Source organism: Aeromonas salmonicida subsp. salmonicida (assembly GCF_001643305.1).
Lineage (GTDB): Bacteria > Pseudomonadota > Gammaproteobacteria > Enterobacterales > Aeromonadaceae > Aeromonas > Aeromonas salmonicida.
Map to the genome: position 1 here is coordinate 33,236 of NZ_LSGW01000068.1, position 20,128 is coordinate 53,363.

Consider the following 20,128-nt stretch of genomic DNA (forward strand, 5'->3'; position numbering starts at 1 on the left):
AAAGGTGAAATCGAAAAAAGCAGCTGTGATGGCGGGCATGAGTTATACCCCGACCAGATAGGCGAGCAGCGCCAGCAGTGCCAGCCCCAAGCCATAGCGGGTGAGCTTGTGGGTGCGCACGAACTGGGTGCGGGCCATGGAGTTCTCGATGATGCCCGCAAGTCCAAATGCCACCAGCAGCTTGCAGAGCAGGATCAGGGTTGCCAGCGCCAGTGCGGGCAGGCTCCAGTTCGCCGCCTTGCCGAAAGGCAGGAAGATCACCAAAAAGAGCTGCACCACCACTAGCTGCTTGAGGCCCATGCTGAGCTTGAGCAGTGCGAGGCCCGCACCGGAGTACTCGGTGAGCGGCCCTTCCTGCAACTCCTGCTCGGCTTCGGCGCAGTCAAAGGGCAGCTTGCCCATCTCCACAAACACCGCGAAGGCGCAGGCGGCCCCCGCCAGCAGGGTGGCGATGGGCGCGGCCAGCGGCTGGGTCGCGACATAGCTGCTGATGTTGCCCAGATCCGAGCTGCCCACCATCATCGCCATGATGAAGCAGGCGAGCATCAGAATGGGCTCCACCAGAATGCCTAAGGTCAGCTCGCGACGGGCACCGATACCTGCAAACATGCTGCCGCTGTCGAGCCCCGCCAGAGAGAAGAAGAAGCGGAAGATGGCGAACAGGTAGATGTCGGTGATGAGATCCCCGGCGATGGGAAAGGGGGACTCGTGGGTCAGGGTTGGCAGCGCCATCGCCACCAGCAAGAGGGCTGCGATCAGCAGCGCCGGCATCAGGTTGAAGATGATGCCGGCAGGCTCGGGGGTTACTTCCTGACGGCGCAGGAGCTTCCCGATATCCCGGTAATCCTGCAGCAGGCCCGGCCCCTGACGGGAGTGCATTTTGGCCCGCAGCACCCGGTTGAAACCGGTGGCCAGCGGCGCCAGCGCCAGCATGGCGATGGCCTGGGTCAGGGCGAGGGCAACCATGCCCCAGCTCGGCATTTCAAGAACAGGCATATCAGACTCCTACAGCCATCAGGATAAAGAGCGCCAGCACCAGGCCGTGCAAGAGCCAGCCAGCGGCAGAGGGAGACGCGCTCACCCCGTGCAGGGCGGTGGCCAGATCGAGCTGCGGCTGTTTGCGATAGAGCGGGGCGCAGAGCTGGCGCAGGGTATGGGTGACACCGCCGGAGGTGAGGCTCATGCGCTCCTCGTAGGCGTAACCACAGGCCCAGGGGGTACCGGCGTGACGACGACCGAGCTTGGGCCCCTTGAAGATGGCCACGACCAGCAGCGGGATCAGGAACAGCCCCAGCAGGGTGATGGCAATCACCGGTGGGGAGAGGATCGCCTGTGAGCTGTCGAGCGGCAGCAGGGTGGCGCCAGTGGCCACGCTCATCTGGCCCATAAGGTGAGAAGAGACGAGGGCCTGACCGTAGCCGCTGACAAAGGGGGCAATCCAGGGGGCGCCCAGACCCAGCACCAGACAGACGGCGGCCAGCAGCAGGGTGCCTGCCACCATGGCATTGGGTACTTCGCGGGCCTGACTCGCTTTTTCGCTCCGCGGTGCGCCGCAGAAGCAGATGCCATACACCTTGACGAAACACATCACCGCCATGGCGCCGGTCACCGCCAGCATCACCACCGCCAGCGGGGCCACCACAGAGGTGCCGAGCTTGGTCATGGAAAGTAAGGCCTGATAGATAAACCACTCGCTGACAAAGCCGTTGAGGGGCGGCAGCGCCGAGATGGCCATGGCACCGATGAGGAACGCCAGCGCGGTCCAGGGCATCAGCTTGGCGAGGCCACCCATCTTGTCCATGTCACGGGTGTGCAGGCGGAACATCACAGATCCGGTGCCCATAAAGAGCAGGCTCTTGAAGATGGCGTGGTTGAGCAGGTGATAGAGCGCGCCGAGCAGCCCCAGCACCACCAGTGCCGGTTGCTGGTTGGCGATGCCGATCATGCCGATCCCCATCCCCATCAGGATGATGCCGATGTTCTCCACCGTGTGGTAGGCGAGCAGCCGCTTGAGATCGTGCTCGGCCAGCGCAAACAGCACCCCGAGCACTGCCGAGCAGGCACCAAAGATCAGCACCATGTAGCCCCACCAGAGCTGGCTGGCGCCGAGAAAATCGATGCTGACCCGCAAAATGCCGAACAGACCCAGCTTCACCATCACGCCAGACATCAGCGCCGAAATATGGGAGGGGGCGACGGGCTCGGCTACTGGCAGCCAGCCGTGCAGCGGCACGAAACCGGCGCGCAGGCCAAAGCCGCAGAAGCTGAGCAGGAACACCAGGGATGCCAATCCGCCCGCCAGATGGTGCTCACGCAGCGCGGCGAACTCCAGCGAGCCAGACTCGCGGCAGAGCAGCCAGAAGGCAACCAGCACCAGCGCCATGCCGATATGGTTCATCACCAGATAAAGGCGGCTCTGTTTGGTAGCATCCGTATTGGTCTTGACCAGCCAGTAGGTGGTGAGGGTCACCAGCTCGTAGCAGAGCAAAAAGCCCAATGCGTTGTCGGCCAGCACCATGCCCACCATGGCGAACAGGAAGAGGTTCATTAGCACGCCAATGGCCACATCCCCCTTGCCCTGATATTCGCGGATATAGGCAAAGGAGTAGAGGGAGACAGCCAAGCCCACAAGCGTGATCACCAGCAGCATCAGGGCTGCCAACATATCCAGATGCACCGAGCCCAGCAGCCAGAGCTGGCCGTCGATGGTTGCATCTTGGGCCAGCGCCTTGATGGCGGCAACAACACCGACGAGCGAGCCCAGCAGGGCGAAGCCACTATTGAGACGGTTTGCCAGCCAAGGCTGCTTTTGCAGCATCAGACCGGCGGCAGCGCCCAGCAAAAAGAGCAGGAGCGTGCCCATAACAAGGGGGGACAACATCAGTAGGATCCCTCAGTGATTGAAGCGTCGGGTGAAACCGGCGCAGTCGTGGCGGTCGAACAAGACGCGGTCGTGCAAGCAGAGGCCGAGAATGCGGGGGCACCTTGCGGGTGAGCATTGGCCGCTTGCAGGCGACGGTCGCGGGCGGCGTTGGCACAGGCCGTGTCGTTGACGATGCTCAGTGACTGGGAGGGGCAGGCACTGACACAGGCGGGGCCTTCAGCGCGAAACTCGCAAAGGTCACATTTGACCGCAATGCTGCGCACGCCCGGCTCCCAGCTCAGCAGATCCTCGCCAAAGCAGCGCAGACCGGCGGAGGTGGAGGGGTTGCTGGAGCGGATGGAGCAGGGGATATAGGTGTCGTAGCTGTTGGCCATGGCTACCGGACGGCTGCCACCGCTCTGGATGGCGCCGAACGGGCAGGCCACTGCGCAGAGGTTGCAGCCGATGCAGAGCGACTCGTTGAGCTGCACGCAATCGCCGGTCTGGGCAATTGCCTCGACCGGGCACACCTTGATGCAGGGGGCATCGTCACAGTGACGGCACTGAACCGGCATGGTCGCCTGCTCGTGTCGCATAACGGTTAAACGGGGGGCTTGCTGCAAACCTTGCGCCTTGTGAACCGTGCTGCAGGCCGCCATACAGGTGCCACAGCCGATACACAGCTTGGGGTCAGCGATAACGAAGCGGTTCATAGCCTACCTTGTCGTGTCGCGAACGGAGAGAATAGGGGCAGGATGGCAAAATGCGGGCCAAATCTTAGGTGATGCCAAAAATTAGTTTAAGCTACTGTTTTTAAATGGTTTTAATTTTCATGTCGAGCCATGGCGAGGACGCAGTACAGTGTCGAATTGTGACATTCGTCACTTGTGACGAAGGGCGGGAGAGGTTTCGTCACCCCGTAAAAACGGTGTCGAGATGGATGAATGCTGGGCCGTGATAAGGGGAGAAAGGGTTACTCGCCTGCGGTCGGGAGTCGGGGGGAGGGAGTAGGGTGCAATGAACGAAGTGAATTGCACCGCTCTCCAATATATGTTCGCGGTGCACGGCGCTGCGCTTGTTGCACCCTACGGTGGCGTGCCTGTTGGTGTAATCGCGGTTTGCCCCCTTCTTCCCTCGGGGGAGCAGGGCTGGGGATGAGGGGGCCGGTAATTGGGGTTAACGGAAAAAAAAGAGGGAGGCCAATGCCTCCCTCTCTCTTGCTGGCGTTCTTTCTGCCCTCAGAACGCCATCAAATATCTACCTGCGAGCCCAGCTCTATCACCCGATTGGGCGGGATCTCGAACTGATCCGCTGCGCGCAGGGCGTTGCGCTGCAGCAGCATAAACAGTTTGCCGCGCAGGGACGCTCCTTCATGATCAGCGACTCGTGGGCCATAAAGAACGAGGTTTCCATCATGCGGCAGCTCAGCCCCTCGGCGTTGCAGCGGTGGAAGATCTCCTCCATGTTGGGGGTCTCGCGCCAACCGTAGCTGGCCACCACCCGCCAGAAGGTGGGGGAGAGCTGCTCTATGCAGACCCGGCGCACGTTGTGGACGTAGGGCACATCCTCCACCCGCAGGGTGAGCAGGATTATCCGCTCGTGCAGCACCTTGTTGTGCTTGAGGTTGTGGAGCAGCGCATGGGGGATCACATTGACCACACGCGACATATAGACGGCGGTGCCTGCCACCCGGGTCGGCGGGGATTTTTCCAGCGAGGCGATCATGGGCTCCAGCGAATTGCCGTGCTCGTTCAGGCGGCGAATAAGCTGGAAGCGCTCGCTCTTCCAGCTGGTCATCAGGGTGAACATGACGGCGCCCAGGGTGAGCGGCAGCCAGCCACCGGAGAAGATCTTGCCCAGGTTGGCGGCAAACAGCGGCACGTCGATGGCCAGCAGCAGGGCGAACAGGGCAGCCACCAGATAGGTGGGCCAGTGCCAGCTGTTCTTGGCCACGGAGCAGAAGAGGATGGAGGTGAGCACCATGGTGCCGGTGACGGCGATGCCGTAGGCCGCTGCCAGATTGCTGGAGTGCTCGAAGCTCATGATGACGATCACCACAGAGATATAGAGTATCCAGTTGATGACGGGAATATAGATCTGGCCGGACTCCTGCTCGGAGGTGTGGACGATGCGGATGGGTGAGAGATAACCGAGCCGCACCGCCTGCCGGGTGAGGGAGAAGACCCCGGAGATCACCGCCTGGGAGGCGATCACGGTCGCCATGGTCGCCAACACCAGCAGCGGCAGCAGCGCCCATTTGGGAGCGAGCAGGAAGAAGGGGTTGGCGATGGCCGCCGGGTTGTCCAGCAGCAGCGCGCCTTGCCCGAAGTAGTTGAGCACCAGGGAGGGCAGCACCACCACAAACCAGGCGAGCCGGATCGGGTTCTTGCCAAAGTGGCCCATGTCGGCGTAGAGCGCCTCCACCCCTGTGATGGCCAGCACCACGGCGCCGAGGGCAAAAAACGAGGTGGTCTGGTACTCGGCGAAGAAGCGCAGCGCCCAGATGGGGTTGAGTGCTCCCAGCACCTCGGGATTCTGGATGATGCTGCGCAGTCCCAGCACGGCCAGGGTCAGAAACCAGGTGAGCATGATGGGGGCGAACAGCTTGCCCACCATGGCGGTGCCATGTTTTTGAATGGCAAACAGCAGGGTCAGCACCAGCACCGAGAGCGGCACTATATAAGGGTCGAGCGAGGGGGCCATCAGGCTCAAGCCCTCGATGGCCGACATCACCGACATGGCCGGGGTGATCACCACCTCCCCATAGAAGAAACTGCCGCCAATCAGCCCGAGGATGATCAGCACTGGCGTCCAGCGGGGAGAGGCGTTGCGGGTGGCCAGCGACATCAGGGTGAGAATGCCCCCTTCACCGGCATTGTCGGCCCGCATCACGAAGGAGAGGTACTTGACCGAGACCACCAGGATCAGCAGCCAGAAGATGAGGGAGAGAAATCCCAGGATGGCGGCGGGTTCGGCCCTAATCCCGAATTGACCCGACAGGCACTCTCGCAGGGTATAGAGGGGGCTGGTGCCGATATCACCATAGACCACGCCAATCGCCGCCAGCGTGACGCCGGACAGGGCTTGTTTGTTATCACAGCTCATGAGGTTATCTTGTTACACGTTTGCCAAAGCACAAGGGCCCGAACGATCAGGACAAACCCTGATATTCAATCGGGATAGCATTAAGAAATTGCGATGGGAAAGGGAGCTAACTGGATATAAAGGGGCTCATTATGGGACACAGTCTGTTCATCTGCCGTTAAGCGTATGATGACACACACATCGTGGGTTTATGCTCTGGTATAAATAATCAAAAGGGACTTTTGAACGAAATCATTAATTATTCGTTGATTGAAATAACCCGTCGGGATGCGTACAAGCGTTTGTTTTCTCTGAGTATCCATTTTTGCCAGAGTTTTCAGTCTGGCTGGCTGAAAAATAGACTATAAAATGCTGACCAATAAATTGATGGTGCTGTGGGTAAAGAGGTCGAAATTGGGTGGCGATAGAGTCTTTATTTCGTCTGTCTGCGTAATATAAAAAAGAGATTAGTGACCGTCATGCTGACGGTCACTAACTTTAATTATGTTTATGTAGTTTCAACCAAGCCATCTTTCTTTTCTATAATTATATTTAATCCATTGCAAATAATATTTGCAATGGATATTTTATTGTCATCATTTGATTCCATAAACAGATGGATTCTACCAATCAAACTTTCTAAAGGGGCCTCGTTGAAAATAATATTGTGGGAAAATAGCCACTCTATTTTATCCCACTGGTTATTATCCAGCCAAAGATTTATTTTTTGCATGATTCGGGTACTGCTTATTTTATTTATATATGATGAAAAGTATGGTGAAAGAGTATTAAACTCTAAAGCATCCAAGTTATCACCCGTATGACTGAAATATGATTCTGTAATGGCGGGTAAAAAAGTCTTTTCAAGATCTGCCACTTTTGCAACGAAGCCGGAAACTATAGAAAAATCCCAACCTCGAGGTTTCTTAGCTTCACCTTGTATGGTCTTAATTAAATAGTTGCATAGAGCATCTGAAAAATGTGGATTCTTTTCTTTTACAAGAAGGGTTAGCGGACTATTTGTCTCAATAGACTTATACCATGCTTCCTGAGCTAGCTTATTAGTCTCTGAATCGATAAAGTGCGAGGTGTTTTTATCATTTAATGAATAAAAAATTTGATAAACCTTATCATAAATAGTCGCCCTGTCTACCATATCAGGTTGATTTTTAATGAATGCACCATGCACAATAAGATTGTGAGCGATTTCTGATATGGTTTTTTCATCAGCCCATGTAAACTCATCAATAAATCTTACACCATTAAGATCACCATATAACTCAGGCGTTACATATTTTTTGACTATTTCTATAGCTACGGCATTATTGCAGTCTCTAGATAAAAGCCACAAGACATACAAGCTATTTATTTCTTTAAGTTTATTATATATCTCATCTGTAGAGTTCTTGTCTATTGAATTATTCCAGTATGATTTCACCGCAGAAGAAACAAAATCATGATTTTGTAATTTCTGCTGAATGGATAATGCTGTCAAAATTGGAAGAGAGGGTTTTTTTGATATTGAGGCGTCTTCCATGTTATACCAGAAGTCACTCCCATCAATACAATTGGTAATTTTATCTGAAATTTTATCATTATCGCCGATAACTAGCTTAAGTGCAAAATCATATATTTTCTCACAATCAACATCACGATTAGACATATTGAGCCAACTAACAATGCTATTAGTTACTTCATCCCATTCGTTAGATGTTGGATGTATTTTATACGTTTGAATAAGATGGTCTAACGCTTGGTCTTCTAACTTTGAGTATGAGAATTGAACTTCATTTGCTAGGTCTATAATTGCTTGTTTTTTAGGTAAAACAAGATTGAATGATATTTTTTCATCGTTAATCTTTTCAAGCCATAACATCCAATTTTTACAATTTAACTTAGGATTGACTTTTGGTTCTATTTTATACTGGTGTTCTTTTAATAACTCAATTAAGGACAGTAGATTGCGAAAAACCTTCACTGAGAATGCTTCATTATCGATTTTTGAAATTTCTTGTGAAATCTTTTCAGTTGTGAGTTCTTTGATCTTTTTAAGAAAGTTATTATCTCCACATAGCTGGAATGTGTAATTTATTACGCTCGAATAATCATTACTATCAAAATTGAGACTTGGATATGAATCTATCCATATCTTAGGAAGGCAATTTATTTCTCTTTTTATTTTATGTCTGCTATTTACTAGACCTAGAAATAATGCGGTGGTGAATGAATACTTATAATCATCAGTCTTTTTCATCGTCAATTCCCATAAATCCTTCGATGCTTCATAAGCTATCCAGAAGGCATTGTTATGATCTTGAGATAGTTTTTTAAGAGCGTTGCCATCACCAGTTTTAAATGCGGAATGAATCTCAGGAGCAAGTAGCAACTGAAGGCCCTTATTAGAATTGACCCCAAACAGCAAACCAGCGAGCTGGGGCAATAAAACAGAGCGTTCTGTATCTGGTTGATAATTACCTAGTGCATCATTGCTGATTAAAGATGATCTTAGTTGATCGGTTGAAGAATTTTCTCTTAATAAAACATATAAGCTCATGGCTTCAACAGAAGTCTCGTTTCCCCACATGGAACCGAGTAGGCCGACTTGATTCACAAATATCCTTATGTCTCTAGGTGTTGGTGATTTATCAAGGCGGCTTGCATAGCGTATATATGTTGATACAACTTTTTTTTTCATCTAATGGCCATTTATGTAATGAAAGATTAATACATTTTTCAACATATTGGGACCAACCAGACATTACAGGATGTGGGACTTCCGCAACCAACTGAAAACATTTTTTTAAAAAGGAATCAGAGATTTTTTTGTCATTGTCATCTGAGTTCCATATTTTTTTAAATCCATCTCTATCAAATGGCACTATAAACCAAACTTGGTCAGGCCAAGTTTCAGTTGTGCCTGTTGTAGAGAGCCGCTGGAAAAATGTTTGTAAGGTAGACCATACATTTTTAGCGTGCTCTGGTGTTACTCTATCCAAATTATCTATGACGATTATAATTTTTTCGATATTATGGTTTTTTATTGCCGTATTTATTATTTGCCTGAAATAATCCTCAAATTCAATAGAGGTTCTTTCTCCATCCTCTGTAATATCTTGTGTGTAGTTTTCCTGAGAGTCTATTCTAAAAAATTCCCATGATATTTTCTTAGTGTCAGGATCTTTATCTCCACAGAAAAACCAATAAGCTAAAACTATAACAGGAGCTAAGCAAAGCATTAGACCAAATATAAATGTATAATAAGGCCCATTATTTTCTGACCAAGGGAAAACTAGGTGGCTATAATTTACTTTATTCAGGAGTGATGTGCCTAATGGAATTAGCAATGCAGATAATGATATAAATTTACCTAATCTTGATGTGCTTTTTTTAGCTTTTGCAGTTATAGTTTTTGTTCTTCCAGTTATTTTGCCTTTAATCTCATTTAATTCTTTGTTTTTTTCTTGTGGATCTATTTTTCTAATTAATGACTCTAAGAAAATCCATTCTTAATGGATCACCGTCATGAGCCCAGGCATCAAACATAAAGAACAATCTGTTATCTCGTGGGCTAGAATTCAGTTTGTCTTTAAGAAGATTAATTACGGTAGACTTTCCTGAGCCCCACGATCCTTCTAGCCCTATGGTTATTCCTTTAGGAGATTTATCTATGAGGTTATGTAAGTTGTCACTTATGCGTTGATGAGTCTGATCTTCAAAAAGGTCTTCATTGGAAGCATCCTCACATAAAATTGAAAAATCAAAACTTGATATTGTTTCTTCATTATTCATATATGAACATTACCTTATGGTCATCATTATTATAAAGTTGAGATTGTAATTGTTAACTTAAAAATTATTCTGTCTTAAGATTGAATTTCCAGTGTGCAGCTCTAATCTGTAAATCTGTGCGGTTATTTCTGGCAACAGTATAGAAACTCCCTTAGCGGAGCTGGTTGCCAACTGAAGCATGTTATCCAATCGGATAGGGGGGAAAAAGAGCGATTGGCGAAAAATCTGCCCAAGATCAACAAATTGGTCATTGATTGGCGTTCTTTTGTGTGTTTGAACGGAAAGGGCAGGGTGATACGCCTTTGTCAGCCGGTGTCGAGCTCGTCACTTTTGTCGTGTCGATCACTGTTACGGCCTGCTGTCGTCATCGTCACCAGCCTGAAAACCTTCGTCTACGATTCTGATTACCCCTTTATTTTCAGTTGTTTGCCAATTTCATTTCGCTCATTTTCTTTTCTGGTCTGATAAATGCTTTGTGGGTGAGCTGGCTGCGTCGTCGGTGTGCGAGTGTGCGCCCCTTGTGGTGATGACACTTGGGCACGCCGGACGATGCCAGTGCGGCAGTAACGAACCATTTAGGATCCCTCTCTATGAACAGCTTCGTGATTGCAGATCCCAGTCTTTGTATTGGGTGTCGTACCTGTGAGGTGGCCTGCGCCGTGTCACACCAGTCAACGTCCTGCGCGGGTACCGTTGAGCGGGAGGGCGGCCTGCGTCTTGCCATCGAGGATGGACATCTGGTCTCCAAGGACAGCTATTTCCAGCCGCGCCTGAAGGTGATCGTCGGCAGCAAGGTGACCACGCCTGTGCTGTGCCGCCAGTGTGAAGACAAGCCGTGTGCTGTGGCCTGCCCCAACAATGCCATTGTCAGTGAGGATGGTTGCGTCAAGGTGCTGCAGGCGCGCTGCATCGGCTGCAAATCCTGCGTGGTGGCCTGTCCTTACGGTGCCATGGCGGTGGTGGTGAAAGAGGTGGCGCCCGCTGCCGATGCGCTGTTCAAGCGCCCGCAGACCAAGGCGCAAGCCTTGAAGTGCGATCTCTGCCGTCACCGTGAAGCGGGCCCGGCCTGTGTCGAGGTGTGCCCGACCCAGGCGCTGCGCTTGGTGACCCCGGAATCCCTCGGCGAGCTGAACCGCCAGAAGCAGTTGGCCAGCGCCAGCCGGTCTTGGCACAAGGGTAATGCATTGGATGGCGTGCGCAGGCCCTTGCTGGCCGCCGCTTGCGCCTCTGTGCTCTCTATCCCTGACAAGCCATTTTCGTTAAAGGCCTTTTATCGTTAACAGCCTTTTACCGTTAACAAACAAGAGTGTGAGTCATGAAAAAAGTCATTACCGTCTGCCCCTATTGCGGCACCGGTTGCAAGATCAACCTGCTGGTTGAAAACGACAAGGTGGTGGGGGCCGAAGGCGCCAACGGCCGGACCAACGAGGGGCAGCTCTGCCTCAAGGGTTATTACGGTTGGGATTTCCTCAACGACACCAACCTGCTGACCCCCCGTCTCAAGAGCCCGATGATCCGCCGCGAGCGCGGTGGCAAGCTCGAATCCGTCTCCTGGGATGAGGCGATCGACTTTGCCAGCAGCCGTCTGTCTGCCATCAAGACGAAGTACGGTGCCGACGCCATCATGACCACCGGCTCGGCCCGTGGCCCTGGCAACGAAGCCAACTATGTGATGCAGAAATTTGCCCGCGCTGTGCTGGGGACGAACAACGTCGACCACTGCGCGAGGGTGTGACACGCACCCTCAGTCTCCGGTCTGGAGACAACTGTAGGCAACGGCGCCATGAGCAACGCCATTCCCGAAATTCAAGAGACCAAGTGCCTGCTGGTGTTTGGTTACAACGCTGCTGACTCTCACCCCATAGTCGCCCGCCATATCCTCAAGGCGAAGGCGAACGGGGCCAAGGTGATTGTGTGTGATCCCCGCATGGTGGAAACCGCCCGTATCGCCGATCAGTGGCTGCCGCTCAAAAACGGATCCAACATGGCGCTGGTCAACGCCTTCGCCAACGTGTTGATCAGTGAAGGGCTCTACAACAAGGAGTTCGTCGCCAACTACACCGAGGGGTTTGACACCTTCAAGGCCACGGTCGCCAAGTACACCCCGGAATACGTGGAGGGGATCACCGGCCTCAAAGCCGCTGATATCCGCGCCGCCATTCGCACCTATGCTGCCTCGCCTGCTTCCATGATCCTGTGGGGCATGGGGGTGACCCAGTACGGTCAGGCGGTGGATGTGGTCAAGGGGCTCGCGGGTCTGGCGTTGCTGACCGGCAACTTCGGTCGCCGTGGCACCGGCTGCGGTCCGGTGCGCGGGCAGAACAACGTGCAGGGCACCTGTGACATGGGGATGCTGCCACACCAGTTCCCGGGCTATCAGTCGGTGAGCGATCCTGCGATCAGCGCCAAGTTTGCCAAGGCGTGGGGCGTACCGGCGCTCTCCCAGAAGCCCGGCTACCGTCTGACGGAGCTTGGCCACAAGGTGGAGGAGGGCAAGTGCAAGGCCTTCTATATCTTTGGCGAAGATCCGGCGCAGACTGAAGCCGATCTGGCCCAGTTCAGGCGCACCCTGGGCGGCATGGAGCTGGTGATAGTGCAGGACATCTTCATGACCCAGACCGCCGAGATGGCGGATGTGATCCTGCCCGCCACCAGTTGGGGTGAGCACGAGGGGGTTTACAGCTCGGCAGATCGCGGCTTCCAGCGCTTCTACAAGGCAGTTACGCCACCCGAGAACGTGAAACCGGACTGGGCAATCTTCTCGCTGATGGCCACCGCCATGGGGTACCCCATGGAGTATCGCGACACCCAACAGATCTGGGACGAGATGCGCGCCCTTTGCCCGCTCTATACCGGGGTCAGCTACGACAAGATAGCGGATCTCAAGAGCGTGCAGTGGCCTTGCCCGACCGAGGATCACCCGGGCACCAGCACCCTGTTCGAGGGGAATGTGTTCACCACCCCGAGTGGCAAGGGCCAGCTGATTGCCTCCGAGTGGCGTGCGCCGCTGGAGCAGCCTTGTGCTGAGTATCCGCTGGTGCTCTCCACCGTGCGGGAGGTGGGACACTACTCCTGCCGCTCCATGACAGGCAACTGCTCGGCGCTGCAGACCCTGGCCGATGAGCCCGGCTATGTGCAGATCCACCCGAGCGATGCGCAAAAGCTTGGGGTGAAGGATCAGGCGCTGGTGTGGATCTCGTCGCGACGCGGCAAGGTGATCACCCGGGCCAACTACAACGAGCGGGTCAACGCCGGTGTGGTCTACATGACCTACCAGTGGTGGATCGGGGCGTGCAACGAGCTGACCATAGAGCACCTTGATCCCGTCTCCTACACCCCCGAGTACAAGTACTGCGCGGTGAAGATTGAGCGTATTGAGGATCAGCCTGAGGCGGAAGTGTACGTCCAGACTGAATACAGCGCGCTCAAGGCGAAATTGCGCAGCGCCGCCAAGGGGTAATCGTCGTTAAATAAAGTGGATCCAGGCTCTGTTCACAGGGCCCGGATCCCCTCATCCTTTTTTCAGCTGGAGGTGTCCTTCATGAAAAATGAATTAACTCTCTCATTCGGGATCTTTTATGTTTCCGCTTATTTTTTGGTGATGTTATTGGGGCTGGTCTGCTTCTGGTGGCACGATGAGTTGATATTTCTGCTGGGGTTTGGTTTCTTCGGCTGTTTTATCGCCGCGCGCATCGCCATGGGCGCCGTGCTGGCGGCGCTGAGCGTGCAGGCGGCCTGGCTGATTGCCTTTCTCTCCACCACCCTGGTCAACTGCCTGCTGATGTGTCTGATGACGCTGACCATCTACCTGACCCATCAGGCCGTCTCGGCAGAAATAGCTGACAATATCAGTGGGTTATTGATGGCCTTTCAAGTGCTGTCGGCCGGTTTCATCCTGGGTGGGCTCAAGCTCTACAACTACCAGCTCATCTCCTCCTGACGCAGCGCAGGCATGGGCAACCGGCGGCTATCCAGTCAATCCATCACGCTACGCAATACGGCAACGCAGACCGACAGCTTCTGGCGGATCGCGGCGATATATATGCGCCAAAGTGGGCATATTTTTGGCGATGGCGGGATATTGGCCCAAGCCTGTCTGGTTGTAATGGGGGTAGGGCTACCTTATTATGCGACAGGCAGTGAGCGGCTATTTCAAGGCATGTTAGTTTTTATAATTAAGCGTTAAGTTTTTAAAAATTAATTATAACATCTGATGGATCTGGCTGACCTGTTGTTTACCGTCGTTGCTGACCGCAATGTGCCCGCAATCTTTTGCCCATATAGATGTAACGTGAGGCCAGAATGCTGAATGTGAGTGCCATTCCGTTAACCGACATCTCACCCATCTGGGATGACGGCTTCCTCTCCCTCTCCAAGAACCTGCTCTCCGCCGTCACTCTGGATGATTTCATCAAGAAGCTGAACCGGATCGACGCCTGCTTCGCCGGGGTGACCCGGGTCAACCTGATCCTCAATCTGGGGGCGGGGGAGGAGGCCCTCTTCTACTTCATGGGGGAGAAGGGCCCCAAGCACCTGGTCTGCGCCAAGGCCGATCTCTATTTCTCCAGGGAGCAGGCCATAGTGCTGCCCATGGCCCGCTTTCACAACCGCTGCGAGTGGCTGGCGGCGGCCAGAGTGTATGAGGGGTTGCACTCTTACTGCCAGCTGCCCATCACCACGGCCCGCAGCCATCTGGGCGGGGTGGAATTCATCAGCCCGGCGGTCAATGCCTTCCCGATGGAGACCCTGGCCAAGCTGACCCAGCTGGCGGCCATCGTCGCCATTGCGCTCGAAAACGTGCTCGACAAGGAGCGCACCCTGGAGCAGGCCAACTCCCTGCGTCTGGAGCGCGACAGCTGCAAGATCCTGGTGGATGTCACCAATGCGGTGATTAAATTGGTGCGCATCGCCGAGCTGCCGAGGAGCCTCTTCTCCATACTGCAGCACCACTTCGCCATCAGCAGCCTGTGTCTGGCGGAGTACAATGCCACCTCCGACAGCTTCAAAAGCTATCTGGTCAATCAGCAGCAGAGCGATCAGCCCGGCATCATCAACCACTCCTGTTTCGAGAAGAACTGTCTGCAGGGGGCGCTCGGTCATAGCGAGCCCTTCTTCATCTATCGGGAGCAGGGCCACGGTTGCGATTCGAGCTGCCGCTTCAGCACCCAGATACTGCCGGCCGATGCGGACAGCTCCTGCATATTGCCGCTGCGTTATCGGGGCAATATGCTGGGGGTCTTGATCCTCTCCCACCCGGATGCCGATTTTTTTGCCGACATCGACATCTCCCTGCTCGAACAGGTGGCGGCCCGCACCGCCATTGCCATGAACAACGTGCAGGCGCAGCAGGAGATCTCCAACACCAACGGCGCCCGCGAGAAGACGATCCGGGTGGCGGAGCTCGAGCCAAACGCCGATTTTTCCAGCATCATCTATCAAAGCGCCGCCATGGAGAGCGTGCTGGAGAAGGTGAAACTGGTGGCCCAGAGCGATTGCTCAGTGTTGATTTTGGGGGAAACCGGCACCGGCAAGGAGCTGATCGCCCAGGCCATCCATCGGCTGAGCGATCGCCGCGAACAGGAGATGGTGAAGGTGAACTGCGCCGCCATTCCCACCGGCCTCATCGAGAGCGATCTGTTCGGCCACGAGAAGGGGGCCTTTACCGGCGCCCTGGCCCAGCGCATCGGTCGCTTCGAGCGGGCCCACAAGGGCACATTGTTCCTCGACGAAGTGGGGGACATGCCGCTGGACTTGCAGCCCAAGCTCTTGCGGGTATTGCAGGAACACGAGCTGGAGCGGGTCGGCAACAGCAATCCCATCGCCATCGACGTGCGGCTGGTGGCGGCCACCAATTGCGATCTGCTCTCCATGGTCAAGAACAAGCGCTTCAGAAGCGATCTCTACTACCGGCTCAACGTCTTTCCCATCGAGTTGCCGCCCCTGCGCGAGCGGCGCGAAGACATACCGCTGCTGGTCAACTTCTTCATCAAGAAGATCGCCAAGCGGATGCGCCGCAACATCACCTCTATCCCGGCAGACGCCATGAAGATGCTGGTGTCGCTCCCCTGGTACGGCAATATCCGCGAGCTGGAAAACATCATAGAGCGCGCCGTGGTAATGACCCGGGGCCATGTGCTCAACCTCTCCCCGGATGAACTGATGCCGCTCAAGGGCTATCACAAGATAGAGACCCTGGTCTATGACGAGCCCGAGCAGGCCTTGTTCAAGGGCGGCAACGGCCAGAGTGACGGGGTGGAGGACGAGCGCCAAACCATCATAGACACCTTGCGCGAATGCAACGGCATAGTCGCGGGGGAGCGGGGCGCCGCCAACCGGCTCGGCATGAAACGCACCACTCTGCTGTCGAAGATGAAACGGCTCGGTATCTCGGCGAAAGCCCCCCAGACCCTCAACTAAGGGACACTACAGATGTTGCTCGAACTCGATAGCGATACCCCGCAGGCGCTTTGCGCCCACCGGGAGGTGGTCCATTACCAGCGCGATGGTGTCACCACGGACAGCGCCATGCAGCTGCCCTGCGAAACCCCGGTGGCGCTGGTCTACAACGGCATCGCCCACAGCGTCATGATGTGTTCAGCCGCCGATCTGGAGGACTTTGCCATCGGGTTTTCCCTCTCTGAGGGGATCATCGATGGCCTGCAGGACATCCACGATATCGAGCAAGTTGACGGCTGTCAGGGGATCGAGCTGCATATCACCCTTGCCAATCGCTGTGTGTATCGCCTCAAAGAGAAGCGGCGCACCCTGGCCGGGCGCACGGGGTGCGGCATCTGTGGCAGCGAGAGCCTGGAGCAGGTGGTGCGCACCCTGCCGCAACTGCCGGACAGCCAGCGCTTCGAGGTGACCCTGATCGATAAGGTACTGGCGGCGCTGCGGCCCTTGCAGTTGCTGGGGCAGAGCACGGGCGCCACCCATGCCGCCGTCCATGTGGACGGGGAGGGCAATATTCTCGCCATTCGCGAGGACGTGGGGCGCCACATAGCGCTCGACAAGCTGGTGGGGCACCTGCAGCGCACCGGTCGGCGTGACGGCGCCATCCTGGTGACCAGCCGCGCCAGCTTCGAGATGGTGCAAAAGTGCGCCAGTGCTGGCGTGGAGATCCTGCTCGCCATCTCGGCCGCCACCGAACTTGCGGTCGAGCGGGCGGAGCAGACCGGGCTCACCCTGGTGGGCTTTTGCCGCCCGGGGCGGGCAGAGATCTACAGCGGTTGTCAGCGCATTGGGCTGGGGTAGTGCAGCCATGGATGCCGGGTTATCCGGTCGGTGGTTTTAGAGGGTTGGCAGGTACAAGGCCATTGGCGGACGGGGGGCGGCTCGGGTATAGTCCTGCGCCAACAAGATTGGTTCGGCCGGGCGAAGAGCAACCCGCACCCGTAAGGGTGCCTGAGGTCGCCGCCCGCCAACACAGCGTCAAAGGATACTTAGCCCATGAAATTCAGCCCCCTGCTGGATGAGATGATGAAGGCCCTGCAGGTGCTGCCGGGTGTCGGCCCCAAGTCGGCCCAGCGCATGGCCTTTACCCTGCTCGAGCGCGAGCGCAGCGGCGGCTTGCGTCTGGCCCAGCTGCTCAATCGGGCGCTGACCGAGATAGGCCACTGCAGCCACTGCCGCACCTTCACCGAGAATGCGCTTTGCGAGATCTGCGCCAATCCCAAGCGCGAAGAGAGCGGCTTGCTGTGTGTGGTGGAGAGCCCGGCGGATGTGGCTGCCATCGAGCACACAGGCCAGTTCTCCGGCCGTTACTTCGTGCTGATGGGGCACCTGTCCCCCCTCGATGGCATCGGCCCTGAGGAGCTGGGGCTGGAGATCCTGGAGCAGCGTCTGAAAGCAGAGTCCATCAGCGAGCTGATCCTGGCCACCAACCCCACCATCGAAGGGGATGCCACCGCCTGGTATATCGCCGACATGGCCCGCGCCGCTGGCGTCAAGGTGAGCCGGATTGCCCACGGCGTGCCGGTGGGCGGCGAGTTGGAGCTGGTGGATGGCACCACGCTTTCTCACTCCTTGATGGGGCGTCAGCCCCTTAATTGAGGCCGCGTCAGCCCTTGAATTGAGTCCGCGTCAGGCTCACTGTTTCTCAAACCCGCTTCGGCGGGTTTTTGTTTGGCTGCTGTGCGGCGCATCGTGGGCGTTGGCGTAAAAATCGCCATTCGCACTGCCAAGATATTTTTCCCCCTTGAAATGGGGATCCCAGGCCCCATCTTGTATCAGGAATATGTTCAACCCGAATCGCCTGAGGATAGTGTCGATGACCCAAAGCGTTCATGCCGAAACCCACGGGTTTCAGACTGAAGTCAAACAACTGCTGAGCCTGATGGCCCACAGCCTCTACTCCAACAAAGAAGTGTTCCTGCGCGAGCTGATCTCCAACGCCTCCGATGCGGCGGACAAGCTGCGCTTCAAGGCGCTTTCCGATGCCTCTTTGTTCGAAAACGACGGCCAGTTGCGCGTTCGCCTGGTGGTTGATAAAGAAAATCGGACCCTGACCATCTCTGATAACGGTATCGGTATGACCCGTGATCAGGTGATCGAGCATCTGGGCACCATCGCCAAGTCCGGCACCGCCGAGTTCTTCAAGAACTTGTCAGGTGATCAGGGCCGCGACTCCCAACTGATCGGTCAGTTTGGTGTGGGCTTCTACTCCGCCTTCATCGTCGCCGACAAGGTGACAGTGGTCTCCCGCGCCGCCGGTACTGCTCCAGAGCAGGGCGTGCAGTGGGAATCGGAAGGGGAAGGCTCCTTCACCGTGGCCGATGTGACCAAGGAGGGCCGTGGTACTGACGTCATCCTGCACCTGCGTGCCGAAGAGGAAGAGTTCCTCGACGACTGGCGTCTGCGCGCCGTGGTTGCCAAGTATTCCGACCACATCAGCGTGCCGGTGGAGATGTTCAAAGAGGGCACCCCGGATCGCGAAGAAGATGGCGAGACCGTCGTCGGTACGCCGGGCGAGTGGGAGCAGGTCAACCGCGCCACCGCACTCTGGACTCGTAATCCGAAGGAGATCAAGGACGAGGAGTATCAGGAGTTCTACAAGCACGTTGCCCACGATTTCGAAGATCCGCTCTTGTGGGGTCACAACCGGGTGGAAGGGGCGCAGGAGTACACCAGTCTGCTCTACGTGCCGGCCCGAGCACCGTTCGACCTCTACAACCGCGAGCAGAAGCACGGCCTGAAACTCTACGTGCAGCGCGTTTTCATCATGGATGACGCCGAGCAGTTTATGCCGACGTATCTCCGGTTTGTGAAAGGGGTGCTGGATTCCAACGATCTGCCCCTCAACGTCAGCCGTGAAATTCTGCAAGACAACAAGGTGACCGTCTCCCTGCGCAAGGCCTGCTCCAAGCGGGTGCTGACCATGCTGGCCAAACTGGCCAAGGATGACGCCGAGAAGTACGCCAAGTTCTGGAGCGAGTTCGGCAACGTGCTGAAAGAAGGCCCGGCCGAGGATTACGCCAACCGCGAAGAGATCGCGAAGCTCTTGCGCTTTGCCAGCACGGCGGGCGAGGGCGAAGCCCAGACCGTCTCTCTCGAGGATTATGTTGGCCGCATGAAGGAAGGCCAGCAGAAGATTTACTACATCACCGCCGACAGCTTCGCCGCTGCCAAGAACAGCCCGCACCTCGAAATCTTCCGCAAGAAGGGTGTCGAAGTGCTGCTGATGTGGGAGCGTGTCGACGAGTGGCTGATGAGCCACCTGACCGAGTTCGATGGCAAGCAGCTGGTCTCCGTCACCCGTGGCGAGCTGGATCTGGGCGATCTGGAAGATGAAGCGTCCAAGCAGGCGCAGGAAGAGGCCGAGAAGGCCAACGCCGGTCTGGTGGAGCGGGTCAAGACCAGCCTGGGTGAAGCGGTGAAAGAGGTACGTGTCACCCACCGTCTGACCGATTCACCGTCTTGCATCGTCACCGATAACCACGGCATGAGCACCCAGATGATCAAGCTGATGCGCGCCGCCGGTCAGCCGGTGCCGGAGCAGAAATACATTCTGGAACTGAACCCGGATCACGCTCTGGTGAAGAAACTCGACACCATCGAAGACGAGGCGCTGTTTGGCGAGTGGGTCACCCTGCTGCACGAACAGGCCCAGTTGGCAGAGCAGGGCGGTCTGAATGATCCGGCGAGCTTCGTCTCCCGTATCAACCGTCTGCTACTCCAGGCATGATGTTTCGGCCCACTGCATGCAGTGGGCTTTTTTTATGTGGCGCTTGTCCGACAAGGGGCAAGCGCCTCTCTTCGTTATTGAGGGACGCTGCATTTTCACTCATTTTTTCAGGGCAGCATTGCGGCTCGAGTCGCATCGCCGCTGCGGGAACATGGTGAAAAATAAGCCACTCACACGGGGCAAGCTTGTGAAAATGAGCGAAACCGTGT

At 55.4% G+C, this 20,128-nt stretch carries 13 protein-coding genes and 1 pseudogene; 7 read left to right on the forward strand and 7 right to left on the reverse strand.

Annotation, left to right across the window (positions count from 1 at the left end; translation table 11 throughout):
* Window positions 1-42: 42 nt before the first annotated feature.
* From AXW79_RS11280 to AXW79_RS22275, 7 genes and pseudogenes are all read right to left on the reverse strand, one after another.
* Window positions 43-996, reverse strand: a complete 954-nt coding sequence (locus AXW79_RS11280; protein ID WP_011898650.1) for a respiratory chain complex I subunit 1 family protein — start codon at window positions 994-996, stop codon at window positions 43-45.
* A 1-nt stretch (window position 997) separates the two neighbouring features.
* Window positions 998-2,881 (reverse strand): hydrogenase 4 subunit B, encoded by a 1,884-nt coding sequence (gene hyfB / locus AXW79_RS11285; protein ID WP_005315170.1) that lies wholly within the window; start codon window positions 2,879-2,881, stop codon window positions 998-1,000.
* Complete coding sequence (locus tag AXW79_RS11290) at window positions 2,881-3,576, reverse strand: 4Fe-4S dicluster domain-containing protein (RefSeq protein WP_005315173.1); 696 nt, start codon at window positions 3,574-3,576, stop codon at window positions 2,881-2,883. The genes hyfB and AXW79_RS11290 overlap by 1 nt, the downstream gene beginning before the upstream one ends.
* 536 nt (window positions 3,577-4,112) lie before the next feature.
* Window positions 4,113-5,968 (reverse strand): annotated as a pseudogene (kup, locus tag AXW79_RS11295) (low affinity potassium transporter Kup).
* A 487-nt stretch (window positions 5,969-6,455) separates the two neighbouring features.
* A complete protein-coding gene (locus tag AXW79_RS11300) occupies window positions 6,456-8,642 on the reverse strand; it encodes a hypothetical protein (protein WP_129712358.1) in 2,187 nt (728 codons plus the stop codon).
* The gene (locus AXW79_RS22270) at window positions 8,593-9,291 is read right to left on the reverse strand and encodes a P-loop NTPase fold protein (protein WP_129712356.1); all 699 of its coding nucleotides are present in this window, start codon (window positions 9,289-9,291) and stop codon (window positions 8,593-8,595) included. The genes AXW79_RS11300 and AXW79_RS22270 overlap by 50 nt, the downstream gene beginning before the upstream one ends.
* A 133-nt stretch (window positions 9,292-9,424) precedes the next feature.
* On the reverse strand, window positions 9,425-9,736 hold the full coding sequence (locus AXW79_RS22275) for a P-loop NTPase fold protein (protein ID WP_005315180.1): 312 nt from the start codon (window positions 9,734-9,736) through the stop codon (window positions 9,425-9,427).
* A gap of 590 nt (window positions 9,737-10,326) precedes the next feature.
* Here AXW79_RS22275 and AXW79_RS11305 point away from each other — a divergent pair.
* From AXW79_RS11305 to htpG, 7 genes are all read left to right on the forward strand, one after another.
* Window positions 10,327-11,016: a 4Fe-4S dicluster domain-containing protein gene (locus AXW79_RS11305; protein WP_005315182.1), complete on the forward strand. Its 690-nt coding sequence runs from the start codon at window positions 10,327-10,329 to the stop codon at window positions 11,014-11,016.
* A gap of 35 nt (window positions 11,017-11,051) precedes the next feature.
* The gene (locus tag AXW79_RS11315; RefSeq protein WP_011898652.1) at window positions 11,052-13,196 is read left to right on the forward strand and encodes a formate dehydrogenase H subunit alpha, selenocysteine-containing; all 2,145 of its coding nucleotides are present in this window, start codon (window positions 11,052-11,054) and stop codon (window positions 13,194-13,196) included.
* A gap of 81 nt (window positions 13,197-13,277) precedes the next feature.
* Window positions 13,278-13,676 carry a hypothetical protein gene (locus tag AXW79_RS11320; RefSeq protein WP_005315184.1) on the forward strand — a complete coding sequence of 133 codons (399 nt, stop codon included), beginning with the start codon at window positions 13,278-13,280 and terminating at the stop codon, window positions 13,674-13,676.
* 362 nt (window positions 13,677-14,038) lie between these two features.
* Complete coding sequence (locus tag AXW79_RS11325; protein ID WP_005315202.1) at window positions 14,039-16,153, forward strand: sigma 54-interacting transcriptional regulator; 2,115 nt, start codon at window positions 14,039-14,041, stop codon at window positions 16,151-16,153.
* A 12-nt stretch (window positions 16,154-16,165) separates the two neighbouring features.
* Window positions 16,166-16,990, forward strand: a complete 825-nt coding sequence (fdhD, locus tag AXW79_RS11330; protein ID WP_005315205.1) for a formate dehydrogenase accessory sulfurtransferase FdhD — start codon at window positions 16,166-16,168, stop codon at window positions 16,988-16,990.
* A 195-nt stretch (window positions 16,991-17,185) separates the two neighbouring features.
* Window positions 17,186-17,788 (forward strand): recombination mediator RecR, encoded by a 603-nt coding sequence (gene recR / locus AXW79_RS11335; protein WP_005315214.1) that lies wholly within the window; start codon window positions 17,186-17,188, stop codon window positions 17,786-17,788.
* Window positions 17,789-18,005: 217 nt separating this feature from the next.
* Window positions 18,006-19,919, forward strand: a complete 1,914-nt coding sequence (htpG, locus tag AXW79_RS11340; RefSeq protein ID WP_005315218.1) for a molecular chaperone HtpG — start codon at window positions 18,006-18,008, stop codon at window positions 19,917-19,919.
* The last annotated feature ends 209 nt before the right edge of the window (window positions 19,920-20,128 follow it).